Origin of the sequence: Catellatospora paridis, from assembly GCF_009720365.1 — a bacterium.
GTDB classification, from domain to species: domain Bacteria; phylum Actinomycetota; class Actinomycetes; order Mycobacteriales; family Micromonosporaceae; genus Catellatospora; species Catellatospora paridis.
Genome location: NZ_ML769318.1, coordinates 154,003 through 175,680 on the forward strand (window position 1 = coordinate 154,003; position 21,678 = coordinate 175,680).

Consider the following 21,678-nt stretch of genomic DNA (forward strand, 5'->3'; position numbering starts at 1 on the left):
ATCGGCCGCCCGGGCCTGAAAGGTTGCACGGCCGCTCGGAAACGGCGAAGGGCCCCGGATCGGTGGATCCGGGGCCCGTTCGGTTCGGGTCACTGGGGCGGGACGAAGTCCCAGAACGCCCCGTGGCGGTGGTAGGTGTGGTCGCAGCGGGTGCAGGTCGCGGTCTCCGGCGTCCAGTTCAGCCGGGTCATGCACACCGGGCAGACCATGCGCCGGGCCAGGCCGGCCAGCTCGGGCGGCAGGTCCACGGTGTGTCCGCCCGGCCGGTCGTATGCCGGCCGCGCGGGATCGTGGCGTCGGGCGACCAGGAATTGGCTGGGCCCCCACCAGCCCTTGCCCCAGGTCTGCGCGACCACCTCCATGCCGTGCACGAAGGGCCGGGCCAGCTTGTTCGCGCGCGGGGCGACCTTCTCCCACTGCCGGAAGTTGTTCACGCTCGCGCCCAGTGAGGTGCGCCAGCCGAGGTCGCCGAGCCGGTCGCGGACCGCGCCCAGCCGGAAGTTCCAGAACTGCTCCTCGACGCCCATGGCCACCGGGTCCGGGCTGCGCACGTCGCGCAGCTGCCCGCAGCGCAGGCCCCGGGCCAGTCCCAGCACGTGGTGTTTGATCGGCACGTCGACCAGCCAGCGGCTGCCGACGGTGCGGCTCATCTCGGTCAGCCCGCGGTTCACCTCGGACAGGTGGTGCAGCACCCGGACCACCATGCCCGCGTCGAACGCGAAATCCCGGAACGGGATGCGGTAGAGGTCGGCGCGCACCAGGTGCAGTTTGCCGGTGGCGACCTCGGCAGCGTGGCGCTCACCGGCGTTGCGCAGGTTGGTCGCCGAGAAGTCCATGATCACGGAGTGTTCGGCGCGGGCGAGGTAGTGGCCCGCGTTGCGGCCGAACGCCCCGCCGAAGTCGGCGAACCAGGCCGGCCGGCCCAGCTTCGGCACCAGCCGCCGCAGCACCCGCTGCTCGGCCCAGAGTTCGTAGTCCCGGCCCGACCAGTATTCGCGGTAGTCGTAGCCGTTTGCGTCGTAGTCGATGACCTCGACGGGTGTGGTCTGCATGGCGACCGCTCCGTTCCGCCTCGCGAATTGCCCCAACAGGAGGCTAAGCCACCAGCTGGCACGAAAGTGACCGAATAGGCAGAAACCTTCCGTCGGCCGAATCGTTCACGCGGGAGTCGGGGCCCCGGCCGGGCGGAGGGCGGCGAGTTCGGCGGCGCGGGCGGCCTCCTCGGCCTGCTTGCGGGCCAGGCCCTCGCGACCGTCGTAGCGCAGGAAGGCGGGCAGCGCGGCGGCCAGCGCGCCGGTGCCGGCCACGCAGAGCACGCCGCCCCAGACGACCGCGCCGCTGTAACCCCACCAGCGGGCGCTCAGCCCGGCGCGGGTCTGCCCCAGCATCGGGCCGGTCAGGTAGGACAGCATCTCGATGCCGGCCAGGCGGCCGCGCAGGTGGTCGGGGATGGTCTGGTTCCAGATCACGCCCCGGAACAAGCCGGAGATCATGTCCGAGGCCCCCGCGACGACCAGGCCGAGCAGGGCCAGCCAGAGTGAGCCGGCCAGGCCGAACAGCACGATGCCCAGGCCCCAGGCGCCTGCGGCCAGCAGCACTGCCAGGCCGTGCCGGTGCACCCGGGCCGTCCAGCCGGAGGTGACCGTGACCAGCAGGGAGCCGACCGCCAGCGCGGCGTAGAAGAGGCCGAGCACCGACGCGCCGCCGTACTTGTCGGCCACCCACGGGTAGAGGGCGACCGGGAAGGCGAAGAACATCGCGTTGACGTCGACCAGGTAGGTGCCGATCAGCTCGGGGCGGCTGCGGGCGTACCGGATGCCCTCGACGACCGAGCGCAGCGACGGCCGCTCGGCGGCCTCCGGCGGGGCGACCGCGCGCACCAGCCCGAAGCAGACCAGCGCGACCGCGAACGTGGCCAGGTCGAACGCGAACACCCAGGCCACGTCGAAGTTGGCGATCATGAGACCGGCCAGGGTGGGGCCGGCGATCTGGGCGATCTGCCAGCGCAGCGAGTTCAGCGAGCCGACGGCGGCCATCTCCTCGGCCGGGGCCAGCCGCGGCATCATCGCGTCCATCGCCGGGCGGTGGATGCCGTCGACCGCGGCGGCCAGGCCCGCGATGACGAACAGCACCCAGACCTTCGGGGTGCCGACCAGGGCGTTGAGCAGCAGGAGCGCGGTGAGCCCGGCGAGCGCCGCCTCGGCCCAGAAGACGAGCTTGCGCCGGTCCATGTAGTCGGCCAGCGCCCCGCCGACGAACGCCATGAACAGCAGCGGGGCCAGCTCGACCACGCCCAGCAGGCCGACCGTCAGCGGATCGCCGGTCATCTGCTTGAGCTGGAACGGGATGGTCACGTACGTGATCATCGAACCGAAGCTGCTGACCCCGGCCGCGGTGTACACCAGGCGGAAGTCACGCCGCCGCAGCGGCGACAGGTCCAGCGCGAAGCGCCTCTTGCTCGTCACGTGCGCCGATACTGCCTGGTGGGCCGCGGTCGCGGCAAGCCGTTATGGCGCTCAGTCGGAGTAGATCTGGCCGGTCTCCTCGAAGCGGGCCAGGTGGTCCAGCGTCCAGCGCACCGCGCCCGAGGTCGGCTCCGGCAGGTCCTCCGGGGAGAACCAGCCCGCGTCGGCGGCCTCGTCCGGATCGGGGGCCAGTTCGCCGGAGACCTCGGTCAGCAGGTACGACCCGGAGACGTGCTGGTACGTGTCGCCGAAGATGTTCGTGAAGGTGTACTGCGGGCCGGACAGGAAGGCGAACAGCGTCGCCCGCCCGGCCTTCAGCCCGGTCTCCTCGAACGTCTCCCGGACCGCGCAGTCGCGCATCGACTCGCCGAGCTCCATGGCCCCGGCGGGGAAGGCCCAGTACCCGTTGTCGGTGCGTTTGATCAGCAGGACCCGGCCCTGCTCGTCCCGGATGACGCCACGCGCACCCAGGAAGAAGAGCGTCGCGTCGCCCATGGCCGCACGCATCCTGCCGTGGTACGAGTTCACCCAGCCGTCGTCAGAACCCATGGGCGCCAGCCTAGATCCCACACGGTTCTTGCGGTACACGGCCGCCTATCGGGCATACTTCCCATATGAGGGCGATCTGGAAGGGCGCCGTCTCGTTCGGCCTGGTCTCCATCTCGGTGAAGCTCTACTCCGCCACGGAGGAGAAGGACATCCGATTTCACCAGGTGCACCGTGCCGACGGCGGACGGATCAAGTATCAGCGCGTCTGCGCACTCGACGGTGAGCAGGTCAGCTATGACCAGATCGCCAAGGGGTACGACGTGGGCGGCGGCGAGATCGTGGTGCTAACCGACGACGATTTCAAGAATCTGCCCCTGACCAGCTCCCGCGCCATCGAGGTGCTGGAGTTCGTGCCCAACGAGCAGATCGACCCGATCCTCTACGACAAGGCGTACTTCCTCGAGCCCGACGGCGCGGCCGGGGTGAAGCCGTACCTGCTGCTGCGCGAGGCGCTGGAGAACGTGGACCGGGTCGCGGTGGTGAAGGTGGCGCTGCGGCAGCGCGAGACCCTGGCGACGGTACGCGTGCACGAGGGCGTGCTGGTGCTCAACACCATGCTGTGGCCGGACGAGGTGCGCGAGGCCGCGTTCGACTTCCTCGACGACGACGTGAAGCTGCGCCCGCAGGAGGTCAAGATGGCCGCCTCGCTGGTCGACTCGATGTCGGGCGACTTCCGGCCCGAGGAGTTCACCGACTCCTACCGCGAGGCGCTGCAGCAGGTCATCGACGTGAAGATCGGCAAGAAGGACACCGTGGTGCAGCCGACCACGGAGGAGCCGATCGCGCCGACGATCGACCTGATGGCGGCGCTGCGCCAGTCGGTGGAGCGGGCTCGCGCGGCCCGCGGTGGCGCGGCCGAGCCGGCGGAGAAGCGCACCGGTAACGCCACCGTGCACCCGATCAAGAAGGCAGCCAAGGCCGAACCGGAGCACGCCGAGCCCGCGCCGAAGAAGGCGGCGGCCCGCAAGGCGCAGCCCGCGAAGGCCGCATCCGCGGCGGCCGCCTCGGCCAAGGGCGGGTCGGCACAGGCCGAGGCGAAGAAGTCCACCGCCAAGAAGACGGCGGCCAAGAAGGCGCCGGCGAAGAAGGCCAAGGCAGCTTGATCCGCGTCGCGTCCGGCCGGACCGCCATCGCGCCGATGCTGGCCACGGCCGGCCCGCTGCCGAGCGGCCCGCTGTGGGCGTACGAGGTGAAGTGGGACGGCTACCGGGCCGTCTACGCCGGCGGGCGGTTCCTCGGCCGGTCCGGGCGGCAGCTGACCGGTCCCGCGCTGCCGCCGGTGCCCGAGGTGCTCGACGGCGAACTGGTCGCGTTCGACGCGGCCGGCCTGCCCAGCTTCCACGCCATGCAGCAGGGCGCCGCCCCGGTGTACGTCGCCTTCGACGTGATCCGCCCGGAGCTGACCTACGACCAGCGCCGCGAGGTGCTGGACGGGCTGCGCCTGCCCGCGGTCTGCCCGGCCGCGACCGTCTCACCGAGCTTCGACGACGGTCCGGCCACCGTCGCGGCGGCCCGCGAACTCGGCCTCGAAGGGGTCATGGCCAAGCGCCGGGCCTCGCGCTACCAGCCCGGGGTGCGCTCACCCGACTGGATCAAGTGGAAGTTCGTCCGCACCGGCGACTTCGTGATCGGCGGCTGGCGCGCCGGGGCCCGCCCGCTGGGCGCGCTGCTCATCGGCACGCCGCTGCCGGACGGCACGCTGCGCTACCGCGGTCGGGTCGGCGGCGGGCTGACCGTGCGCACCGAGCGGGCGCTGCTGCCCGTGCTGCGGGACCTGGTCCGCCCGGCCTCGCCGTTCGCCGGCCCGGCGGAACCGGGAACGTGGGTGGAGCCGCTGCTGGTGGTCGAGGTCCGGTTCAGCGAGATCACGCCCGACGGCCGCCTGCGGTTCCCGATCTTCCTGCGGCTGCGCCCGGACAAGCTGCCCGGCGACTGCCTGGGCGAGGACTGCGGATGAAGGTCAGCGTCGACGCCCGCGAGCTGAGCCTGTCGAACCTGGACAAGCCGCTCTATCCCGACGGCACCACCAAGGCCGAGGTGATCGACTACTACCACCGGATCGCGCCGGTGATCCTGCCGCACCTGGCCGGCCGTGCGCTGACCCGCATCCGCTTCCCCGACGGCGCGGACCGGCCCGGCTTCTTCGAGAAGAACGCCCCGCCCAAGAAGCCCGCCTGGGTGCCCGTCTCGCCCGACGGCCTGATCATCTGCCAGGAGCCGGCCACCCTGGTCTGGCTGGCCAATCTCGCCGCCCTGGAACTGCACACCCACCAGTGGAGGGTCGGCGGCCCCGGTCCCGACCGGGTGGTCTTCGACCTGGACCCGGGCCCGCCCGCCGGCCTCGACGAGTGCCGCGCCGTCGCCCTCGCGCTGCGCGACCGCCTGGCCGTCGACGGCCGCGAGGCCTTCCCGAAGACCTCCGGCCGCAAGGGCATGCAGGTCAGCAGCACCTTCGCGGGCACCTTCGACGAGGTGGCGACCTACGCCCGGGACATCGCGGCCGAGTTCGCCGCGGCCGCCAAGGACATGGTCACCGACCAGATGGCCAAGGAGCTGCGCCCCGGCAAGGTCTTCATCGACTGGAGCCAGAACAACCAGGCCAAGACGACGGTATGCGTCTACTCCCTGCGCGCCGGCCCCACACCCACCGTCTCCGCCCCCCTGACCTGGGACGAGGTCGCCCATGGCGACTTCACCGCAGCCTCCTTCGGCCCCGTCGAGGTCCTCGACCGCGCCGCCCGACTCGGCGACCTCCACGCGGGCCTGCTGGCCGGGCTCTGAGCCTGCGGAGCCGGATATCCACAGGTCAGGGGCGTTGTCCACAGCGTGATATCCACAGGTAGTGACGCGATGTCCACAAGCAGTAGTGAGTTACCCACAGGGCGACCGTCCGGAGCCGGCGCGGGTGCTCAGGCGCCTGCGGGGCCGCCGCTGAGCACGTCGTCGGCGTCGACGATCGTGTACGCGTAGCCCTGCTCGGCGAGGAAGCGCTGGCGGTGCGCCGCGTACTCGGTGTCGATGGTGTCGCGGGAGACGACGGTGTAGAAGTGCGCCTGGCGACCGTCGCCCTTGGGCCGCAGCACCCGGCCCAGGCGCTGCGCCTCCTCCTGGCGCGAGCCGAAGGTGCCCGACACCTGCACCGCCACCGCCGCCTCGGGCAGGTCGATGGAGAAGTTGCCGACCTTGGACAGGATCAGGGTGCGCACCGAGCCGTCGCGGAACGCGTCGAACAGCCGCTCGCGCTCCTTGTTCGTGGTGCCGCCGTGCACGATCGGCGCGGACACGCCCTTCTCCTCCAGGTAGCGGCCGATCTCGTGCAGCTGCTCCAGGTAGGCCCCGATCACCAGGACCTGCTCGTCGGAGTGCCGCTCGATCAGCGCCTCGATCACCGGCAGCTTCGCCTTCGCGGTGGCCGCGAACTTGTACTTCTCCTCCGGCTCGATCGCCGCGTAGGTCAGCCGGTCGGCGTCGGACAGGGTGACCCGGACCTCGGTGCAGTCGGCGGGGGCGATCCAGCCCTGGGACTCGATGTCCTTCCACGGTGCGTCGTACCGCTTGGGGCCGATCAGGCTGAACACGTCGCCCTCCTTGCCGTCCTCGCGGACCAGGGTGGCCGTCAGGCCCAGCCGCCGCCGGGCCTGCAGGTCGGCGGTGAACCGGAACATCGGCGCGGGCAGCAGGTGCACCTCGTCGTAGACGATGAGTCCCCAGTCGCGCGCGTCGAACACGTTCAGGTGCGGGAACGTGCCGTTGCGGCGGGTCGTGAGCACCTGGTACGTGGCGATGGTGACCGGGCGGATCTCCTTGCGCTCGCCGGAGTACTCGCCGATCTCGTCCTCGGTGAGGGTGGTGCGGGCCAGTAGCTCGCGCCGCCACTGGCGGCCGGCGACGGTGTTGGTGACCAGGATCAGCGTGGTCGCGCTGACGTCGGCCATCGCGGCCGCCCCGACCAGGGTCTTGCCCGCGCCGCAGGGCAGCACCACCACGCCCGAGCCGCCGGCCTGGAAGTGCTCCACGGCTTCGCGCTGGTAGGAGCGCAGCTGCCAGCCGTCCTGACGCAGCGCGATCGGGTGCGCCTCGCCGTCGACGTATCCGGCGAGGTCCTCGGCGGGCCAGCCGAGCTTCAGCAGCACCTGCTTGAGGTGGCCGCGCTCGGAGCCGTGCACGGCGATGGTGTCCGGGTCGAGCTGCGCACCGAGCATCCCGGCGACCTTCTTCGACTTCGCCACCTCGACCAGCACGGCGCGGTCCAGCCCGCGCAGCACCAGCCCGTGCGCGGGGTCGTTGAGCAGCTGCAGCCGGCCGTAGCGGTCCATCGTCTCGGCCACGTCGACCAGCAGCGAGTGCGGCACCGGGTAGCGGGAGAAGCGCAGCAGCGCGTCCACCACGCTCTCGGCGTCGTGCCCGGCCGCGCGGGCGTTCCACAACCCGAGCGGCGTCAGCCGGTACGTGTGCATGTGCTCGGGCGAGCGCTCCAGCTCGGCGAACGGCGCGATCGCCATCCGGCACGCGGTCGCGTCAGGGTGGTCCACCTCGAGCAGCAGGGTCTTGTCGGACTGGACGATCAGCGGGCCGTTCGTCATGCTCACCTCGCGCTGGGGAACTGAGGGTCAACAGTCCAGTCTCCCACGCTCTGACCGAACGGCTGGCAACCGTGCGTCCAGCACAGGCGTCTATAGTCCCGACACCGGCGATATCGAACCTGGGGAGGCCTGGTGCGCCGTTTACTCGTGGGCCTGTTGGCAGTCACGACTCTGGCCCTCGCGGCCGCCTGCGACCCGAAGGACAACACTGCCGGTGGGCAGCCGGACTTCGTGGCCGCACCGACTGATCAGCCCATCCCGGCACCCGCGTCGAGCGATCCGGAGCCGAGCGTGGAGCCTTCGCCGAGCGTGGTGCCTTCACCCAGCGTGAAGCCCTCGCCCAGCGTGAAGCCCTCACCGACGAAGAAGCCGACGACCAGCCCGGCCGCCGCCGTCTGCCCGCAGGGGGAGCACCAGAAGGCCGTCGAGCAGGCACTGGTCACACTCGGCGGATACGGCACGGTCACGGTGGACGGCAAGCAGTCCGCCGCCGACTGCGCCGCGATCAAGAAGTTCCAGAGGCGCTTCGACATCCGGCCCGTCAACGGCAAGGCCGGCCCGCTGACCAACAGCGTGTCGCAGCGCCTGCTGAAGTCGAAGCCGAGCAGCTGCAACGCGGGCAACGCGCTCACCGCGTGCATCGACCTGACCAACCAGACCACCTGGATCATGAGCGGTGGCAGGGTCATCTACGGCCCGACGGTGACCCGGACCGGCATGGCCGGCTTCACCACGCCGACCGGCTCGTACACGATCCACGACCGGCAGACGAAGAACTGGTCCACCGACTGGGACGTGTGGCTGCCACTGTGGCAGCGGATCGTGGAGGGAAAGGGTTTCCACACCACCACGACCTACATCCACAACTCCAGCATCGGTTCGCACGGATGTGTCAACCTGCTGCCCGCCGACTCGCAGAAGTACTGGAGCACGCTCAAGAGCGGCACCCCGGTCAAGATTTTCGGTCGCCGTCCCGGCACCTGACCGGTCCTCCCCCGAATGGTCGATGACGGTCAGTCTTTCGGCCTGAATCGATGCAGGACCGCAACCGCTTACCGTGCGGGATGCGTAATCCGATTGCCGTGCGCGTTCGGGGCGCCAAACGGGGGCGAGCGCAACGTCGGATGGGCCGTGGCGGTTAGGGGCAGCCACGGCCCATCACCCTTCGCTCGAGGGTCACCTGCGACTGCGGTAGGTCGCCCCCGCCACGGACAGCACCAGCAGCAGGAAGATGCCGCTGCCGATCGACTCCCCGGCCGCGTCCACCACGTTGCGGCGCAGGCCCAGCCAGGCGTAGAAGAACCAGGCCACCAGCCCGCCGCCGGCACCGCCGGCGATCATGACCATGTTGCGCGAGGGCCCCCGCACCGCGGGCGGCGTCGGTTCGCTCTGCTCGGTCGCCGTCTCCTGGTCAGTCGTCATCGCATCCCTCATCCCTTCCCGGTTCCAGCGTGCCATCCGATGCCGGATTGCGGCAGAAATGCCAGGCATTAGGGGGATATCGCGATGATCATCGGCGGTGGCGGCGCACCGTGCCGACGACGGTCAGTCCGCGGGTGCCGCCGCGGTTATCCGGTGCAGGGCGAAGGTGTGCAGGGTCTGCGTGCGGTCGTCCTCGGCGCGCAGGTAGCCCGCGCCGATGGAGACCGGCCGGACCAGCCGCGAGGCGTTCGCGCCGTGCGCGTCCACGTACCCCACCCAGACCGTCGCCTTGTCCCGGACCGCCTGCTGCAGCACGGCCAGCGCGTGGCTGTGCGCCTGCACCGCGGTCAGGCTGGACATCGGCTGCCCGGCGGCGGCCCGCACCTCGGCCGGCGCGCGGCGGGCGGCACGGGCGCGAGCGTCCCCGCGCCGGATCTCCTCGACGATGCCGAGCAGCCGCGGCGCGGTCAGCCCGGGGGCGTCGAGGGCGTCGGGTGCCGGCTCCAGCGCGGGCCGGGCCGCGGCACGGCGCACCTTCGGCGGGGTCAGCACCGCCGCGCCGGTGGCGTCCTCGGGCACCGGTGCGTATCCGGCGTCGCGCAGCGCGGTCAGCAGCCGTGCCGAGCTGTACGCGGTCACCAGCACCGTCGGCGCGAGCCGGCGCATCAGCAGCCCGCTCAGCCGCCGGTCGGCCAGCACTGCCGAGATCAGGCCTTCGTCGTCGCTGCGCAGGTAACTGGTGGCGGTGCCGGTGCGCAGCCCGCCGTGCGTCCGCGACACGTCGTCCACCAGGTAGGTCAGCGCCTGCGGAACCGAGGTGCGGGAGCGGCGCGCGAACAGCGTGTGCAGGTCCGGCCCGGCGTACCCGGCGTCCAGCGCCCGGCGCAGGCTCGCCGCGGTGACCCGGTAGACGCTCGCCCCGCCACCGGACTCGTGCTCGGCGATCAGGTCCAGCTCGGCGGCGAGCGCCGGCTCCGGCGGCCCCGGGACCACCACGGTCAGGTCGGCCTGGATCAGCACGTGGTCCACCGGCGGCGGCAGCAGTTTCGCCAGCGCTACGGCCACCGGAGTCTCCTCCGGGGGCAGCTCCGCCTCCGGCCGCCGCCCGAGCGGATCGTCGTCGGCACCCGCCGCGGCCGCCTGCTCCACCAGCGCCCGACCGTATCCGGTCAGCCCGCCCAACGCGGTGATGCCCAGATCGGCGGCCTCCGCCAGCGCCTCGCGGTGCAGGTCCTCCCGCCCCCGCAGCCGTCGCGGCGCCTGCCAGCGCAGCCATTCCAGCAGCTCGTCGGCGTCCGGGCCGGTCCCCGGCACCAGCTCGCCGAGCGCCGAGAGCACCGCCCGGCGGACCGCGGGCGTGCCGGCCCGCTCCAGCTGCGGCGACAGCACGGTCAGCGGCCGGTCCTTCAGATCGCGCTGCCCGGCCAGGCCCGGCTGGCGCGGCATGGCCAGCCACGCGCCGGCCAGCAGCGTCCAGCGCTGGGCCAGCGGCGCCACCCGCCACTGGTCGTAGCCGGCCGCGGGGAGGAACGCCAGCTCCGAGCCGAGTTCGAGCTCGCCGATCAGCCCGGCCGCGGCGGCGGTCTCCAGGAGCAGCCCGGCCAGCGGCTCAGCGATCCCGGCGGCCTTGGCCAGGCGGCGCATCGGCAGCACCCCGATGCCGCCGGCGCGCAGCACCGCGGCGGGCTCCTCGCCCAGCGCCTCCAGCAGGTCCTCGGTATGGCGCACGACGGTCATCGCCTGCCCCGCGCCGGCCCGGTCCACCGTGGTCACCGCGCGTGGCGCGGCGCTGATGGTGGGCGGCAGCGGGTGCAGCGGCCCCAGCGGGCCCGCGTCGCGGCGCAGCAGCAGGCCCAGTTCACGGGGCAGCTCGACGGCCCCCTCGGCGGTCTCCACCAGCAGGTGGTGTTCGAGCAGCCAGGCCACCGGCTCGGTGCGGTTGGTGGTGGTGCCCACCGGCGGGCCCTCGGCGAGCCGGTCCAGCACCGCGCGGGCGGCCGGCGGGGCGGCCAGCAGCGTGCGGCGCAGCCGCGCCGGATCGGTGACCAGCGCGATGACCGCGCCCTTCAGGTCGGCCGCGGTGTCCAGCTCGACCGCTGGACGGCCGAGACCGGCCAGGTACGGCGAGCAGACCTCGTCGACGGTGGGCACCAGTCGCAGCGTGTCGGGGTCGCCGGGGGTCGCCGGGTAGAGCAGGAGGCGGGCGCGCAGCCGCTCGATCGCCTCGGTGACCCGGGCCGGCTCGGGCCCGCCGGTCGGCGCGCACGCCATGGCCACGATCTCGGCGGCCGAGGTGGTGCCGTCCGATGGGGACCGGGTGAAGCGGGCCGCGTCGAGGATCTCCAGGGTGAACCGGTCGAGCGTGTCGAGCGTGCGCGCCACCGACACCCGGGTCTGGGCCCGCGCGGCCAGCACCGTCAGGTCGGTGGGCACGGGGGTGATCAGGTCAGGGCGCAGGCGCAGCAGCGCGCCGAGGGCGTCGTCGGACAGCGCGCGCAGATGGTCGGACAGCTCGGTGCTCATCGTGCCTCCACGCTATCCGGTCGGCGGTCCGCGCGCGGCAGTCGTAAGGACGGGACGGTGACGCGGAAGCGGGGATTCCAGTTGGGCCCCCGGATCACGATCGCTAGCCTTGTCAGCGGGCCACCACCGGCGTGGCCGTTCGGACGTGCCGGGCGCCTGGCGCCCTCGGGGAAAGAAGCAGGTGTGCAGCAGTGCCTACGGGTCGCGTGAAGTGGTACGACACGGAGAAGGGATTCGGTTTCCTGACCCGTGACGAGGGCGGCGACGTCTTCGTGCACAAGGCCGCGCTGCCTGACGGCGTCGGCGAGCTCAAGCCCGGCCAGAAGGTCGAGTTCGGGGTCGCCGCGGGCCGCAAGGGAGACCAGGCGCTGCAGGTCAAGCTCATCGACGCGCCGCCCTCGCTGCAGGAGCTGCGCCGCCGTCCGGCCGACGAGCTGAACACCCTGATCGAAGACATGATCAAGGTGTTGGAGGCGAAGATCCTCCCGGATCTCAAGCGCGGCCGCTTCCCGGAGAAGAAGACCGCCCAGGCCCTCGCCCAGGCCCTCCACACCATCGCCCGCGACCTCGAGGTCTGACCGCCCGCGGGCCCTCCGGCCCGCCGCCCTCGGGACAACTCCTAAAAACTTGCGCCCTCACGGACTCCGTGAGGGCGCAAGTCTTTAAGAGTTGCGGCAAGGGGGTGGGGTCACAGGTCGACCGGCGGGACGAGGCCGGCGGTGGCGGCGCGGAGGAGGAGGGCGCGGGCGGCGGCGTGGCCGTCGGGGCCGAGGTCCTCGGTGAACTCGTTGACGTACAGCTTGATGTGCTGGTCGACGACGTCCGGCTCCATCTCCTGGGCGTGTGCGAGCACGTACGCGCGGCTGGCCTCGGGGTCGGCCCAGGCGGCCCGCACGGAGGACCGGATCCAGCCGGTGGCGGCCGCGGCGTCGACGGCGCCCCGCTTGGCCAGGATCGCGCCGAGCGGGATGGGCAGGCCGGTGTCGGCCTCCCACCACTCGCCGAGGTCGACCAGGCTCGTCAGCCCATACCGCTGGAAAGTGAAGCGGGCCTCGTGGATGACCAGGCCGGCGTCGTAGCGACCGGCCGCGACCCCCGGCATGATCTCGTGGAACGGCACCACCTCGATGCGCCCCGGGACCTGCCCGGACTGCTCCGCCCACAACCGGAAGAGCAGGTAGGCCGTGGTGCGGTCGCCGGGCACCGCGACCGTCGCGCCGGTGATGTCGGCGCGGCCCCCGGTCAGCAGCAGCGGACCGCAGCCGCGCCCCAGCGCCCCGCCGCACGGCAGCAGCTCGTAGGTGTCCAGCAGCCACGGCAGTGCCGCGTAGCTGACCTTGACCAGGTCGAAGCGCCCGTCGAGGGCGGCGGTGTTGGTGACGTCCACGTCGGCGAAGGTGACGTCCAGCTCCGGCGCGCCGGGCACCAGGCTGTGCACGAGGGCGTGGAAGACGAAGGTGTCGTTCGGGCACGGCGAGAAGGCGATCCTCATGTGCGGCGCGCCTTCCGGTGCCGGTCGTGCACGATCATGGTGGCCAGTCCGGGCAGGCCCCAGACCACACCGGCGACGCAGATCCACAGCCAACTGGAATGACCGTTGGCCGACAGCCAGTCGCGGAAGAACAACAACACGAGCCCGACCAGCGCGAACGCGGCCATGCCGCCGATGGCGAAGGGGACGGTCGGGGGGTCCAGCGGTTTGGGTGGTTCCAAGGGCACGACAACAGCGTACGCGCTGGCAGGATAGGCACCATGCCCCTGCTGCGCGCGCTCCAGACGTTCGCGGACGTCGTGGTCCGGACCATCCGGGTGCTCATCGCCACGGTGAGCAGATCGGTCGTCGGCATCCGCTGGCTGACCCGCACCGCCCTGCGGATACGGGTGCAGGGCTCGGGCGGCGTCACCGGCGTCGCCCGGCTCTACGACCTGCACGCGGTCGTCGTCGCCGCGGACCTGTCCCTGCTCGCCGGACTGGTCTGGGCGGTCGGCGCGCCCAGCCCGACGGAACTGTCGCTGGCCGTCGGGGCCGGGGTGCTGGCAGCCGTGCCCGCGGGCCTGGCCGTCGCGGCGGCACCCGCCTCGGGGCGGGCGCTGATCGGCCTGCTGCTGGTCGGGCGGGCCGTCGCGACACTGCTCGCCGCGCAGTGGCTGACGAGCTGGATCCTGCTGCTGGTGCTGGTCGCGCTGATCCTGCCGCAGTGGGTGGTGCACCTGGTCCTGCTGCGCCGCCTGCTGCCGCGCGAAGCGCACGGGTTCGGCGCGCTGTGGCGGGCTGTGCAGTACGCCTCCATCGCCGGTCTGGTGGCCGGGGTGACGGGCCTGGTCATCGGCGCGTTCCTGGGCGGCTGGCCGCTCTGGGTGGCCGTGTTCTGCCTGGCCGTCGGCGCGCTGCTGGCGCTGCGGCTGCCCGCGCCGGGCGGCCCGGCGCCCGGCCCGGCCAAGCCGCTGCCGCCGGTGCCCCCGGCCAAGCGGCTGCCGCAGCAGGAGCAGCGCACCATCCCCGAGGGCTTCCACGTGTACCGTCCGTCGTCGCTGGACCCGTCCGGCGACGAGGGGAGGAAGAAGCAGTGACGCTGCTGATCGTGACGGCGGTCGCCGCCGAAGCCGAGGCGCTGTCCCGGGGCCTGCCGCCGGGCGCGGACGTGACCGTGGCCCCGGTCGGGGTCGGCCCGGCCGCGGCCGCCGCGGGCACCGCGCGGCTGCTGGCACTGGCCGGGGACCGCTACCGGGCGGTGGTGTCGGCGGGCATCGGCGGCGGCATCGGCCTGGCCCCGGGCACGACGGCGCTGGCCACCCGCTGCATCGCCGCGGACCTGGGCGCGGACTCGCCGCAGGGTTTCCTGAGCCTCGACGAGCTGGGCTTCGGCAGCGCCACCGCCGAGGTGGACACCGCACTGCTGGCCGCCCTGCGGAAAGCGCTGCCGGACGCCACCACCGGGGAGATCCTGACCGTCTCGACCGTCACCGGCACCGCCGAGGGCACCGCCGAGCTGCTGCGCCGTCACCCCAACGCGGTCGCCGAGGCGATGGAGGGCTACGGCGTGGCCTGCGCCGCCCAGGGCGCGGGCCTGTCCTTCGCCGAACTCCGCACCATCTCCAACGCCGTCGGCCCCCGCGACCGCGCCGCCTGGCGCATCGGCGACGCCTTCGCCGCGCTCACCGCCGCCGGCCCGGCCCTGGCTTCGCTGCGCCCCTGACGGCGCTGCGCGCCGGCACTGCAGGTTCGGGGAAACTGCGGCTATGAAGACGTCGATGGCTGCAGTTTCACTGAAACTGCAGCCATCGCAAGCCGGACGCGGTGCGGGGTCATTCGATGTCTTCGACCACGCCGTCGTCGTAGATGGTGGGCGGGGCGGGGATGACGGTCTCGTCGATCAGGACCTCGGAGTGGCCGCCGCAGCCGTGGTCCAGGGAGACGATGCGGCCGTCGTCGGGGGCGTACACATTGGCGCAGGCGCCGAACATGCGGCCCAACGAACCGCCGAGTTTCACGTAGAACGCGCAGGACACGCAGCGCGCCGTGCGGGGCGCGGCCAGCGAGATCGGGGCGTCGGGGCCGTTCTCGCCGTCGTACCAGCGCTGGGCGGCCTCCTCGCGGCCCAGCGGGGACAGCACGCGCGGGCGGCCCAGGCCGAGTTCCCAGGCGACCTCGTCGACCTCGGGATCGCCGCCGAGCATATAGCCGGGGGTGAGCCGGTCGTCGTCCTCGGGTGTGGGCAGCAGGTCGCCGACGCCCAGGTCGCCGGGGTGCAGCCGCTCGTGCCAGGGCACCCAGCCGGGGGCGAGCAGCGCGTCGCCGCCGGGCAGCAGCACGGTCTCGCAGACGGTGACGTGCTTGCTGCGCGGGGCGCGGGTCACCGTGACGGCCCACTGCCAGCCGCGGTAGCCCGGCAGGTCGCAGGCGAAGTAATGGGTGACCACGCGATCGCCCTCGGCGACCACGTTCAGATGCTCGCCGATGTGCCCGGCTTCCTCGGTGATCGCGGCACGTGCGATGTCCACGGCCTCGGCGCAGGCTTGATCGACTTTCGGGGCGCGGGTGGCGGTCCTGGTCACATTCCCCATTCTTCCTCATCGCTGATTTGGAGTTTCGGTGACCCGGCAGCCCTGGCCGAGGGCTTGCCCGGCGGGTCGCTGCGGGACGATCTTCGTGGCTCGGTACACAATCGGCCTTCGATCTGGAACGATGCGCCCCATGAGCACAGCTGGTCCTGGTGTGGTCGGGGGAGTCGACCGCTACTTCGAGATCTCCGCCCGCGGGTCGACGATGTCCCGCGAAGTGCGTGGTGGCCTGGCCACTTTCTTCACGATGGCCTACATCGTGGTGCTGAACCCGCTCATCCTCGGCGGCGGCAAGGACATGGACGGCGCGACGCTGCCGCTGGCGGCGGTCGCGGCGGCCACGGCGCTGATGGCGGGCCTGCTGACGATCCTGATGGGTGTCGTCGGCCGGTTCCCCCTCGCGCTGGCGGCGGGCCTCGGCGTCAACGCCCTCGTGGCGTACGAGATCGCACCGCTGATGACCTGGGCCGACGCGATGGGTCTGGTGGTCATCGAAGGCGTGATCATCGCGATCCTGGTGCTGACCAACCTGCGGGTGGCGGTCTTCCACAGCGTGCCGATGCAGCTGAAGACGGCGATCGGCGTCGGCATCGGCCTGTTCCTGACCATCATCGGCTTCGTCGACGCCGGGTTCGTACGCTCGACCGGGCAGGGCTCGCCGCCGATCGGGCTGGGCATCGGCGGCAAGATCGTGACCTGGCCGGGCCTGGTCTTCGTGATCGGCCTGCTGGTGACGATCGTGCTGGTCGCCCGCAAGGTCAAGGGCGCGATCCTGATCGGCATCATCGGCTCGACCGTGCTGGCGATCATCGTCGAGGCGATCGCGCAGGTCGGCCCGATGGGCGGCCCGGCGGGCACCCCGGCCGGCTGGGCGCTGAACGTGCCGGTCGTGCCGGACAAGTGGGTCGGCGTGCCCGACCTGTCCCTGCTCGGCAACTTCAACGTGCTGGGCGGATGGCAGACCGCGGGCATCGTGGTCTGTGCGATGTTCGTCTTCACGCTGCTGCTGACGGACTTCTTCGACACGATGGGCACCATGGTCGCCGTCGCCCAGGAGGGCGGCATGCTGACCGAGGACGGCATGGTCCCGCGTACCAAGGAGATCCTGCTGGTCGACTCGATCGCGGCCGCGGCGGGCGGTGCGGCGAGCACGTCGAGCAACACGTCGTACATCGAGAGCGCGGCCGGTGTCGCCGAGGGCGCGCGGACCGGTTTCGCCAACCTCGTCACCGGTGGCCTGTTCCTGCTGGCGATGTTCCTGGCCCCGCTGGTGACCGTGGTGCCCTTCGAGGCCGCCTCGGTGGCGCTGGTGGTCGTCGGCTTCCTGATGATGACCGCGGTGCGCAACATCGACTGGACCGACTACGAGATCGGCATCCCGGCGTTCCTCACCATCGTGATCATGCCGTTCACGTACTCGATCTCGAACGGCATCGGCGCGGGCGTCATCACGTATGTCCTGATCAAGGCCACTAAGGGCAAGCTTCGGGACGTGCATCCGCTGCTGTGGATCGTGGCGCTGCTCTTCGTGCTCTATTTCGCCGTGGGCGCGCTCGAGAAGCTGGTTTTCTGAGAGCGTGACCGCGCTCACCTGGGTAAAGGGATATCGTTAGCCAGGCTTATTAGCTAAGCTAATAAGCGTGACGGAGCAGGTGGTGATGGTGACGCAAGCTTCTCCCGAGGAGCTGACCGAGCGGCTCCGCGACGCCATCACCCGGCTCAACCGTCGGCTGCGCCAGGAGCGCCCGGTCGGCGATCTCACCGTGACCCAGCTGTCCGCCCTCACCAGCCTCCGGATCGGCGGCGCGCTCACCCCGCGCGAACTGTCCGAGGCGGAGCGGGTGCAACCGCCCACGATGACGAAGATCGTGGCGAAGCTGGAAGAACGCGGTCTGATCAGCCGGACCCCGCACCCCACCGACGGGCGGCAGGTTCTGCTGTCGCCCAGTGAACAGGGGCTCGCGGTGCTGGAGGACTACCAGCGGGTGCGCGACGAATGGCTGGCCGGCAAGCTGGCGGGTTTCACCGCCCAGGAACGCGACACGGTGGTACGTGCCGCAGCACTGCTGGAGCGGCTCGCGCGCGACTGATCGCGGGGGAACTCGCGATCAGGCAAGCGGAGGCCTGATCCGTCCGATCCGACCGGGGCACCCCGGCCGGTGAGCGGCGGCAAGGCTATCCGAGGAGGCGCACTCCGCGTGCGGGCAAGACTGAGCACCACCTTCCGTTCCCTGACGGTTCGCAACTACCGGCTCTTCGCGGGCGGTCAGCTGATCAAGCTGATCGGCGTGTGGATGATGTACGTCGCCCAGGACTGGCTGGTCCTGGAGCTGAGCAACGACTCCCCGACCGCGCTGGGCCTGGTCACCGCACTTCAGTTCGTCCCGGTCATGCTCCTCACCCTGTACGCCGGCACGCTGGCCGACCGCTTCGACAAGCGCACCCTGCTGATGGTCTCCAACGGCGTATGGGCCGTGCTGGCCATCGCGCAGGCCGTCCTGATCGCCACCGGCGTCATCGAGCTGTGGCACATCATGATCTTCGCGGGCATGCTCGGCGTGGCCCAGGCCATCGAGACGCCCGTGCGCCAGGCGTTCGTGTCGGAGCTGGTCGGCAAGCCGCTGCTGCCCAACGCCCTGTCGCTGTCCGCCGCCACCTTCCAGACCGCCCGCATCACCGGCCCGGCGCTGGCCGGTGTCGCCATCGCGTGGCTGGGCACCGGCCCGGTCTTCCTGGTCAGCACGGTGATGGCGATCGCTCCCGTGCTCATGCAGGCCCGGATGCGCCCGGCCGAGCTGCACCGCCCCGAGCTGCTGCCCCGTGACGAGCGCGCCGAGGCGAAGGTGATCGATGGGCTGCGCTATGTGCGCACCCGGCACGACCTGCTGCTGCCGATGGCGATGATGTTCGTGATCGCCATGTTCGGCTACAACTTCCAGCTCACGCTCGCGCTGCTCGCCAAGACGGTGTTCGCCACCGGTGCGGCCACCTTCGGCCTGTTCAACACGGCGCTGGCGGTCGGCTCCCTGGCCGGAGCGCTGGCGGGCACCGCCCGCAAGGGCCGGCCCTCGGTCTACCTGCTGCTGGCCGCCGCGGTCGCGTTCGGCCTGCTGGCGATCGCGGTCGGGCTCGCGCCGACCAAGTGGCTGGTCCTGCTGCTGCTGGTGCCGACCGGGTTCAGTTCGGTCTTCCTGGGCCAGGCCGCGAACCAGCGGGTGCAGCTCGGCGTGGACGGCGCGTTCCGCGGCCGGGTCATGGCGCTGTACGTGCTGATCTTCCTGGGCACCGCGCCCATCGGCTCGATGGCCATCAGCTGGGTCGCGGAGCACTTCGGCGCGGCGGCGAGCATCTGGCTCGGCGGCGCGGTCTCTCTGCTCGCGGCGCTGGCCGCGCTTGTCTGGCAGCTGCGCCACGCCGGGGACCGGCTGGCCTTCCAGGCCCGGCCGACGCCGCGGGTGCGGGTCGTGCGCCAGGAGAGTGTCGCCGTCGCGTGATGGAATGCGGCCTATGGACTTCCACGCCGCACTCGACTCGGATTTCGCCCGGCTGGTCGAGGTCAGCACCGGTAGCCTCGACCGGCCGGTGCCGACCTGCCCCGGCTGGACGGTCGCCGATCTGGATCGTCACGTCGCCGAGGTCTACCTACACAAGATCGCCTGCATGCGGGACGGGGCCGAGCCCAAGGACTGGCCCCCGCCGCAGCTCGCCACGGAGGAACCGCAGGCGCTGCTGCGCCGGGCCTACCGGGAGCTGACCGAGGAACTGGCCGCACGCGCCGACGACGAGCCGGCCGGCAACTGGTACGAGCCCGACCCCACGGTCGGCTTCTGGCGACGCCGGATGGCCCAGGAGACGGTGATCCACCGCATCGACGCCGAGCTGGCGGCCGGGACGCCGTCCGTCGACGTGCCGGAGGACCTGGCCCTCGACGGCATCGACGAGGTGCTGCGCATCTTCCTGGAATACTGCGCCGCCACCTGGCGCGACGACTTCGTCGACGACCTGGCGGCCGGCGGCGGGCGGTCCGTCGCGCTGGCCGCGGCCGGGCGGCGCTGGCTGGTCGCGATCGGACCGGACACGCTCACCGTGACCGAGGGCGACGGGCCGGCCGCCGCCGAGGTCGCCGGCACACCGGACGCGCTGCTGCGCTGGCTGTGGCGGCGCGCGGGCGACGAGACGGTGACCGTCACCGGCGACCCCGCCCCGGTCGCGCAACTGCGCGTACTACTACGCACGGCAACGCAGTAGCTCCCACCCGACTCTCCCATGTTCGCCGTCTCAGGTCGGAAGCTGTGGTCTGACCTGAGTTTCCGACCTGAGACAGCGATCATGCCGTCCCCTCACCCCATCGGAGCCCGGCGTGAGCCACGCATCCTGGATCAAGCGCGTCGGCGCGGCGCTGATCGACCTCCTGACCGCCGCCGTCTTCGTCGTCCTCGCCTTCGTGCTGGACGGACCCGTCGTGGTCGCGCCCTCGCTCGACCCGCGCACAGGGCAGGTCGTGCCAGGGGAGCCGAGCGGCGGCGGCGTCGTCTACTGGACCGTCCTGCTGCTGGGGCTCGCCGTGGTCGGATACCACCGCTGGATCCAGGCCGGCGACACCGGTTTCAGCTGGGGACGGCGCGTGCTGGGCGTCAAACTGGTCGACGCGGACACCGGCACGCCGGTCGGCGCGGGCCGGGCGTTCCTGCGCGACCTGGCCCACCTCGTCGACGCGGTCATCTGCTACCTGGGCTTCCTGTTCCCACTGTGGGACGCCAAGCGGCAGACCATCGCGGACAAGCTGGTGCAGACAGTCGTGGTCGAGTCCTGACCGCCGGTGTCGCACGCGCAGAAATATTCCGGTTGCGCGACCACTCGTCCGTGACGTCAATCAACTGGCGAGGAAAGGGCAGGTGGGCATAGTGTCGTTTGATGTGGCGACCGACAGCGCTCTTCCGCTCACTCTCGGAGTGATGGCGCTCGTCGGTATGCCCGCGGCCATCGCCGCCGCGATCTGCGCCGATGACGTCGTCACGCAGATGCGCACCCGGGCCGAGCAGGTCCGCGAGTCCTGGCACGAGCAGCGCACCCTCGACCGGCTGGAGCGCGCGTTCGACCCGGCCCCGCCCGCCGGGCCGCCCTGGGTCGCCGCGGCCCGGGTCGCCACCGTCGCCATCGGCTCCGCCCGGGAGAGCATGGTCCAGTTCGCCGCCGAGCGGCTCAGCGCGGTGGGCCTCGCGCCCGCCTGGCTGCCACAGCCCGCGCCGGCCGGCCCGCCGCTGGTGCCGTTCGAGGAGATCGTCGACCGGCTGCGCGAGCTGCCCCGCGACGACGCCGGCTACGACCAGGCGCTGCGCGACGCGTGCCAGTGCCTCGGCATCGACGAGCACCTGACCGAGGTGGACGGCCTCGACCTGCAGATCGAGCGGGTGCGGGTCGAGGGCGCCCTGATCGCCGCGGGAGTCGTTCTCGCGGAGGGCTGAGCCGAGCGCTGAACGGAGGCCTGATGCGCCTGTTCGTCGCCGTCTTCCCGCCGCCGGAGGCGGTGGACCACCTGGCCGCCGTGGTGGACTCCCTCGCCGTCAGCCGGGCTCGCGCCCGGGTCACGCCCACCGAACGGTGGCATCTGACGCTGGCGTTCCTCGGCGAGGTGCCCGACGAGTCGGCCGGTCCAGCCGAGCAGGCCGTGTCCGCCGTGGACGGTGCCGTCGGCGAGCTGTGGATCCGCGGCGGCGGAAAGTTCGGCCACGGGCGCTCCGCGGTGCTCTGGGCGGGCGTCGAGGGCGATGTCGAAGGCCTCACCCGGTTGGGCCGCACCGTACGCCGCGAGCTGCGGGCGCGCCGCCTGCACCCCGACGACAAACGCTTCACCCCGCACCTCACCGTCGCCCGCCCCGGCGACCGGATGACCCACGCCGACCTGGCGACCGACCTGGCCGCCCTGCGCGACTACACCGGCCCGGCCTGGCCGGTGACCGAACTCGTCCTGGTCCGCAGCCACCTCGGCCCACACCCGACGTACGCGCCGCTCGCCCGTCACCCGCTCTGAGCCGCTGGGGTGTAGAAGATCGCTGTTTCGTGTCGGAAAGTGT

23 protein-coding genes are annotated in these 21,678 nt (G+C 71.9%); 14 read left to right on the plus strand and 9 right to left on the minus strand.

Translation table 11 applies throughout. The features are described from left to right. Positions 1-89: 89 nt before the first annotated feature. The 3 genes from F9C41_RS20345 to F9C41_RS20355 form a co-directional block, all read right to left on the minus strand. Entirely contained in the window at positions 90-1,052 is a 963-nt protein-coding gene (locus tag F9C41_RS20345) for a class I SAM-dependent methyltransferase (RefSeq protein ID WP_155388423.1), read from the minus strand. 105 nt (positions 1,053-1,157) lie between these two features. Further along, the gene (locus F9C41_RS20350; protein WP_230689789.1) at positions 1,158-2,465 is read right to left on the minus strand and encodes an MFS transporter; all 1,308 of its coding nucleotides are present in this window, start codon (positions 2,463-2,465) and stop codon (positions 1,158-1,160) included. Between the two features lie 51 nt (positions 2,466-2,516). Next, positions 2,517-3,014, minus strand: a complete 498-nt coding sequence (locus F9C41_RS20355) for an NUDIX domain-containing protein (protein WP_230689790.1) — start codon at positions 3,012-3,014, stop codon at positions 2,517-2,519. Positions 3,015-3,079: 65 nt separating this feature from the next. Between F9C41_RS20355 and ku the strand changes: the two genes are divergently transcribed. Genes ku through ligD form a run of 3 tightly spaced genes read left to right on the plus strand, consistent with a single transcriptional unit; the run spans position 3,080 to position 5,795 of the window. After that, positions 3,080-4,117, plus strand: a complete 1,038-nt coding sequence (gene ku, locus F9C41_RS20360) for a non-homologous end joining protein Ku (protein WP_155388424.1) — start codon at positions 3,080-3,082, stop codon at positions 4,115-4,117. Continuing rightward, entirely contained in the window at positions 4,114-4,971 is an 858-nt protein-coding gene (locus F9C41_RS20365) for an ATP dependent DNA ligase (RefSeq protein WP_407924713.1), read from the plus strand. Before ku ends, F9C41_RS20365 begins: the two co-directional genes overlap by 4 nt. Next, positions 4,968-5,795, plus strand: a complete 828-nt coding sequence (gene ligD, locus F9C41_RS20370) for a non-homologous end-joining DNA ligase (RefSeq protein WP_155388425.1) — start codon at positions 4,968-4,970, stop codon at positions 5,793-5,795. The genes F9C41_RS20365 and ligD overlap by 4 nt, the downstream gene beginning before the upstream one ends. Positions 5,796-5,923: 128 nt before the next feature. Here the strand turns inward: ligD and F9C41_RS20375 are convergent, their stop codons facing one another. Then, positions 5,924-7,597 (minus strand): DNA repair helicase XPB, encoded by a 1,674-nt coding sequence (locus F9C41_RS20375; RefSeq protein ID WP_155388426.1) that lies wholly within the window; start codon positions 7,595-7,597, stop codon positions 5,924-5,926. A gap of 132 nt (positions 7,598-7,729) precedes the next feature. Between F9C41_RS20375 and F9C41_RS20380 the strand changes: the two genes are divergently transcribed. After that, the gene (locus tag F9C41_RS20380) at positions 7,730-8,581 is read left to right on the plus strand and encodes a L,D-transpeptidase family protein (protein WP_155388427.1); all 852 of its coding nucleotides are present in this window, start codon (positions 7,730-7,732) and stop codon (positions 8,579-8,581) included. A gap of 192 nt (positions 8,582-8,773) precedes the next feature. Here the strand turns inward: F9C41_RS20380 and F9C41_RS20385 are convergent, their stop codons facing one another. Beyond that, positions 8,774-9,019 carry a hypothetical protein gene (locus F9C41_RS20385; protein ID WP_155388428.1) on the minus strand — a complete coding sequence of 82 codons (246 nt, stop codon included), beginning with the start codon at positions 9,017-9,019 and terminating at the stop codon, positions 8,774-8,776. A gap of 123 nt (positions 9,020-9,142) precedes the next feature. After that, positions 9,143-11,542 (minus strand): helicase-associated domain-containing protein, encoded by a 2,400-nt coding sequence (locus F9C41_RS20390; protein WP_155388429.1) that lies wholly within the window; start codon positions 11,540-11,542, stop codon positions 9,143-9,145. A gap of 191 nt (positions 11,543-11,733) precedes the next feature. On the opposite strand from F9C41_RS20390, the gene F9C41_RS41850 reads away from it, so the two are divergent. Next, positions 11,734-12,120: a cold-shock protein gene (locus F9C41_RS41850; protein WP_155388430.1), complete on the plus strand. Its 387-nt coding sequence runs from the start codon at positions 11,734-11,736 to the stop codon at positions 12,118-12,120. 110 nt (positions 12,121-12,230) lie between these two features. Here F9C41_RS41850 and F9C41_RS20400 read toward each other — a convergent pair whose 3' ends face one another. Both F9C41_RS20400 and F9C41_RS20405 read right to left on the minus strand, forming a co-directional pair. Continuing rightward, positions 12,231-13,034, minus strand: coding sequence for a 1,4-dihydroxy-6-naphthoate synthase (locus F9C41_RS20400; RefSeq protein WP_155388431.1), 804 nt, complete (start codon positions 13,032-13,034; stop codon positions 12,231-12,233). Next, a complete protein-coding gene (locus F9C41_RS20405) occupies positions 13,031-13,261 on the minus strand; it encodes a DUF2530 domain-containing protein (RefSeq protein ID WP_155388432.1) in 231 nt (76 codons plus the stop codon). Before F9C41_RS20405 ends, F9C41_RS20400 begins: the two co-directional genes overlap by 4 nt. 33 nt (positions 13,262-13,294) lie before the next feature. Between F9C41_RS20405 and F9C41_RS20410 the strand changes: the two genes are divergently transcribed. Next, a complete protein-coding gene (locus F9C41_RS20410; RefSeq protein WP_155388433.1) occupies positions 13,295-14,113 on the plus strand; it encodes a hypothetical protein in 819 nt (272 codons plus the stop codon). Further along, positions 14,110-14,739, plus strand: coding sequence for a futalosine hydrolase (locus F9C41_RS20415; protein WP_155388434.1), 630 nt, complete (start codon positions 14,110-14,112; stop codon positions 14,737-14,739). Before F9C41_RS20410 ends, F9C41_RS20415 begins: the two co-directional genes overlap by 4 nt. A 109-nt stretch (positions 14,740-14,848) precedes the next feature. Here the strand turns inward: F9C41_RS20415 and F9C41_RS20420 are convergent, their stop codons facing one another. Further along, positions 14,849-15,607: a DUF3027 domain-containing protein gene (locus tag F9C41_RS20420; protein ID WP_155388435.1), complete on the minus strand. Its 759-nt coding sequence runs from the start codon at positions 15,605-15,607 to the stop codon at positions 14,849-14,851. Positions 15,608-15,737: 130 nt separating this feature from the next. Here F9C41_RS20420 and F9C41_RS20425 point away from each other — a divergent pair, with 130 nt between their 5' ends. The 7 genes from F9C41_RS20425 (at position 15,738) to thpR (ending at position 21,635) form a co-directional block, all read left to right on the plus strand. Then, positions 15,738-17,177: an NCS2 family permease gene (locus tag F9C41_RS20425; RefSeq protein WP_230689792.1), complete on the plus strand. Its 1,440-nt coding sequence runs from the start codon at positions 15,738-15,740 to the stop codon at positions 17,175-17,177. 67 nt (positions 17,178-17,244) lie between these two features. After that, the gene (locus F9C41_RS20430; protein WP_407924714.1) at positions 17,245-17,694 is read left to right on the plus strand and encodes a MarR family winged helix-turn-helix transcriptional regulator; all 450 of its coding nucleotides are present in this window, start codon (positions 17,245-17,247) and stop codon (positions 17,692-17,694) included. A gap of 108 nt (positions 17,695-17,802) precedes the next feature. After that, complete coding sequence (locus F9C41_RS20435; protein ID WP_155388437.1) at positions 17,803-19,098, plus strand: MFS transporter; 1,296 nt, start codon at positions 17,803-17,805, stop codon at positions 19,096-19,098. A gap of 13 nt (positions 19,099-19,111) precedes the next feature. After that, complete coding sequence (locus F9C41_RS20440; protein ID WP_155388438.1) at positions 19,112-19,852, plus strand: maleylpyruvate isomerase family mycothiol-dependent enzyme; 741 nt, start codon at positions 19,112-19,114, stop codon at positions 19,850-19,852. Between the two features lie 112 nt (positions 19,853-19,964). Further along, positions 19,965-20,417, plus strand: coding sequence for an RDD family protein (locus F9C41_RS20445; protein ID WP_230689793.1), 453 nt, complete (start codon positions 19,965-19,967; stop codon positions 20,415-20,417). A gap of 142 nt (positions 20,418-20,559) precedes the next feature. After that, on the plus strand, positions 20,560-21,069 hold the full coding sequence (locus F9C41_RS20450) for a hypothetical protein (RefSeq protein WP_155388440.1): 510 nt from the start codon (positions 20,560-20,562) through the stop codon (positions 21,067-21,069). A 23-nt stretch (positions 21,070-21,092) separates the two neighbouring features. Further along, entirely contained in the window at positions 21,093-21,635 is a 543-nt protein-coding gene (gene thpR / locus F9C41_RS20455; RefSeq protein ID WP_155388441.1) for an RNA 2',3'-cyclic phosphodiesterase, read from the plus strand. Positions 21,636-21,678 lie beyond the last annotated feature (43 nt).

Coding starts and splice junctions, on each gene's coding strand:
- F9C41_RS20425 (WP_230689792.1), top strand. CDS start 15,738: ATGAGCACAGCTGGTCCTGGTGTGGTCGGGGGAGTCGACCGCTACTTC.
- F9C41_RS20390 (WP_155388429.1), bottom strand. CDS start 11,542: ATGAGCACCGAGCTGTCCGACCATCTGCGCGCGCTGTCCGACGACGCC.
- F9C41_RS20355 (WP_230689790.1), bottom strand. CDS start 3,014: ATGGGTTCTGACGACGGCTGGGTGAACTCGTACCACGGCAGGATGCGT.
- F9C41_RS20345 (WP_155388423.1), bottom strand. CDS start 1,052: ATGCAGACCACACCCGTCGAGGTCATCGACTACGACGCAAACGGCTAC.
- F9C41_RS20375 (WP_155388426.1), bottom strand. CDS start 7,597: ATGACGAACGGCCCGCTGATCGTCCAGTCCGACAAGACCCTGCTGCTC.
- ligD (WP_155388425.1), top strand. CDS start 4,968: ATGAAGGTCAGCGTCGACGCCCGCGAGCTGAGCCTGTCGAACCTGGAC.
- F9C41_RS20400 (WP_155388431.1), bottom strand. CDS start 13,034: ATGAGGATCGCCTTCTCGCCGTGCCCGAACGACACCTTCGTCTTCCAC.
- F9C41_RS20440 (WP_155388438.1), top strand. CDS start 19,112: ATGGACTTCCACGCCGCACTCGACTCGGATTTCGCCCGGCTGGTCGAG.
- F9C41_RS20385 (WP_155388428.1), bottom strand. CDS start 9,019: ATGACGACTGACCAGGAGACGGCGACCGAGCAGAGCGAACCGACGCCG.
- F9C41_RS20410 (WP_155388433.1), top strand. CDS start 13,295: ATGCCCCTGCTGCGCGCGCTCCAGACGTTCGCGGACGTCGTGGTCCGG.
- ku (WP_155388424.1), top strand. CDS start 3,080: ATGAGGGCGATCTGGAAGGGCGCCGTCTCGTTCGGCCTGGTCTCCATC.
- thpR (WP_155388441.1), top strand. CDS start 21,093: ATGCGCCTGTTCGTCGCCGTCTTCCCGCCGCCGGAGGCGGTGGACCAC.
- F9C41_RS20450 (WP_155388440.1), top strand. CDS start 20,560: ATGGCGCTCGTCGGTATGCCCGCGGCCATCGCCGCCGCGATCTGCGCC.
- F9C41_RS20420 (WP_155388435.1), bottom strand. CDS start 15,607: ATGGGGAATGTGACCAGGACCGCCACCCGCGCCCCGAAAGTCGATCAA.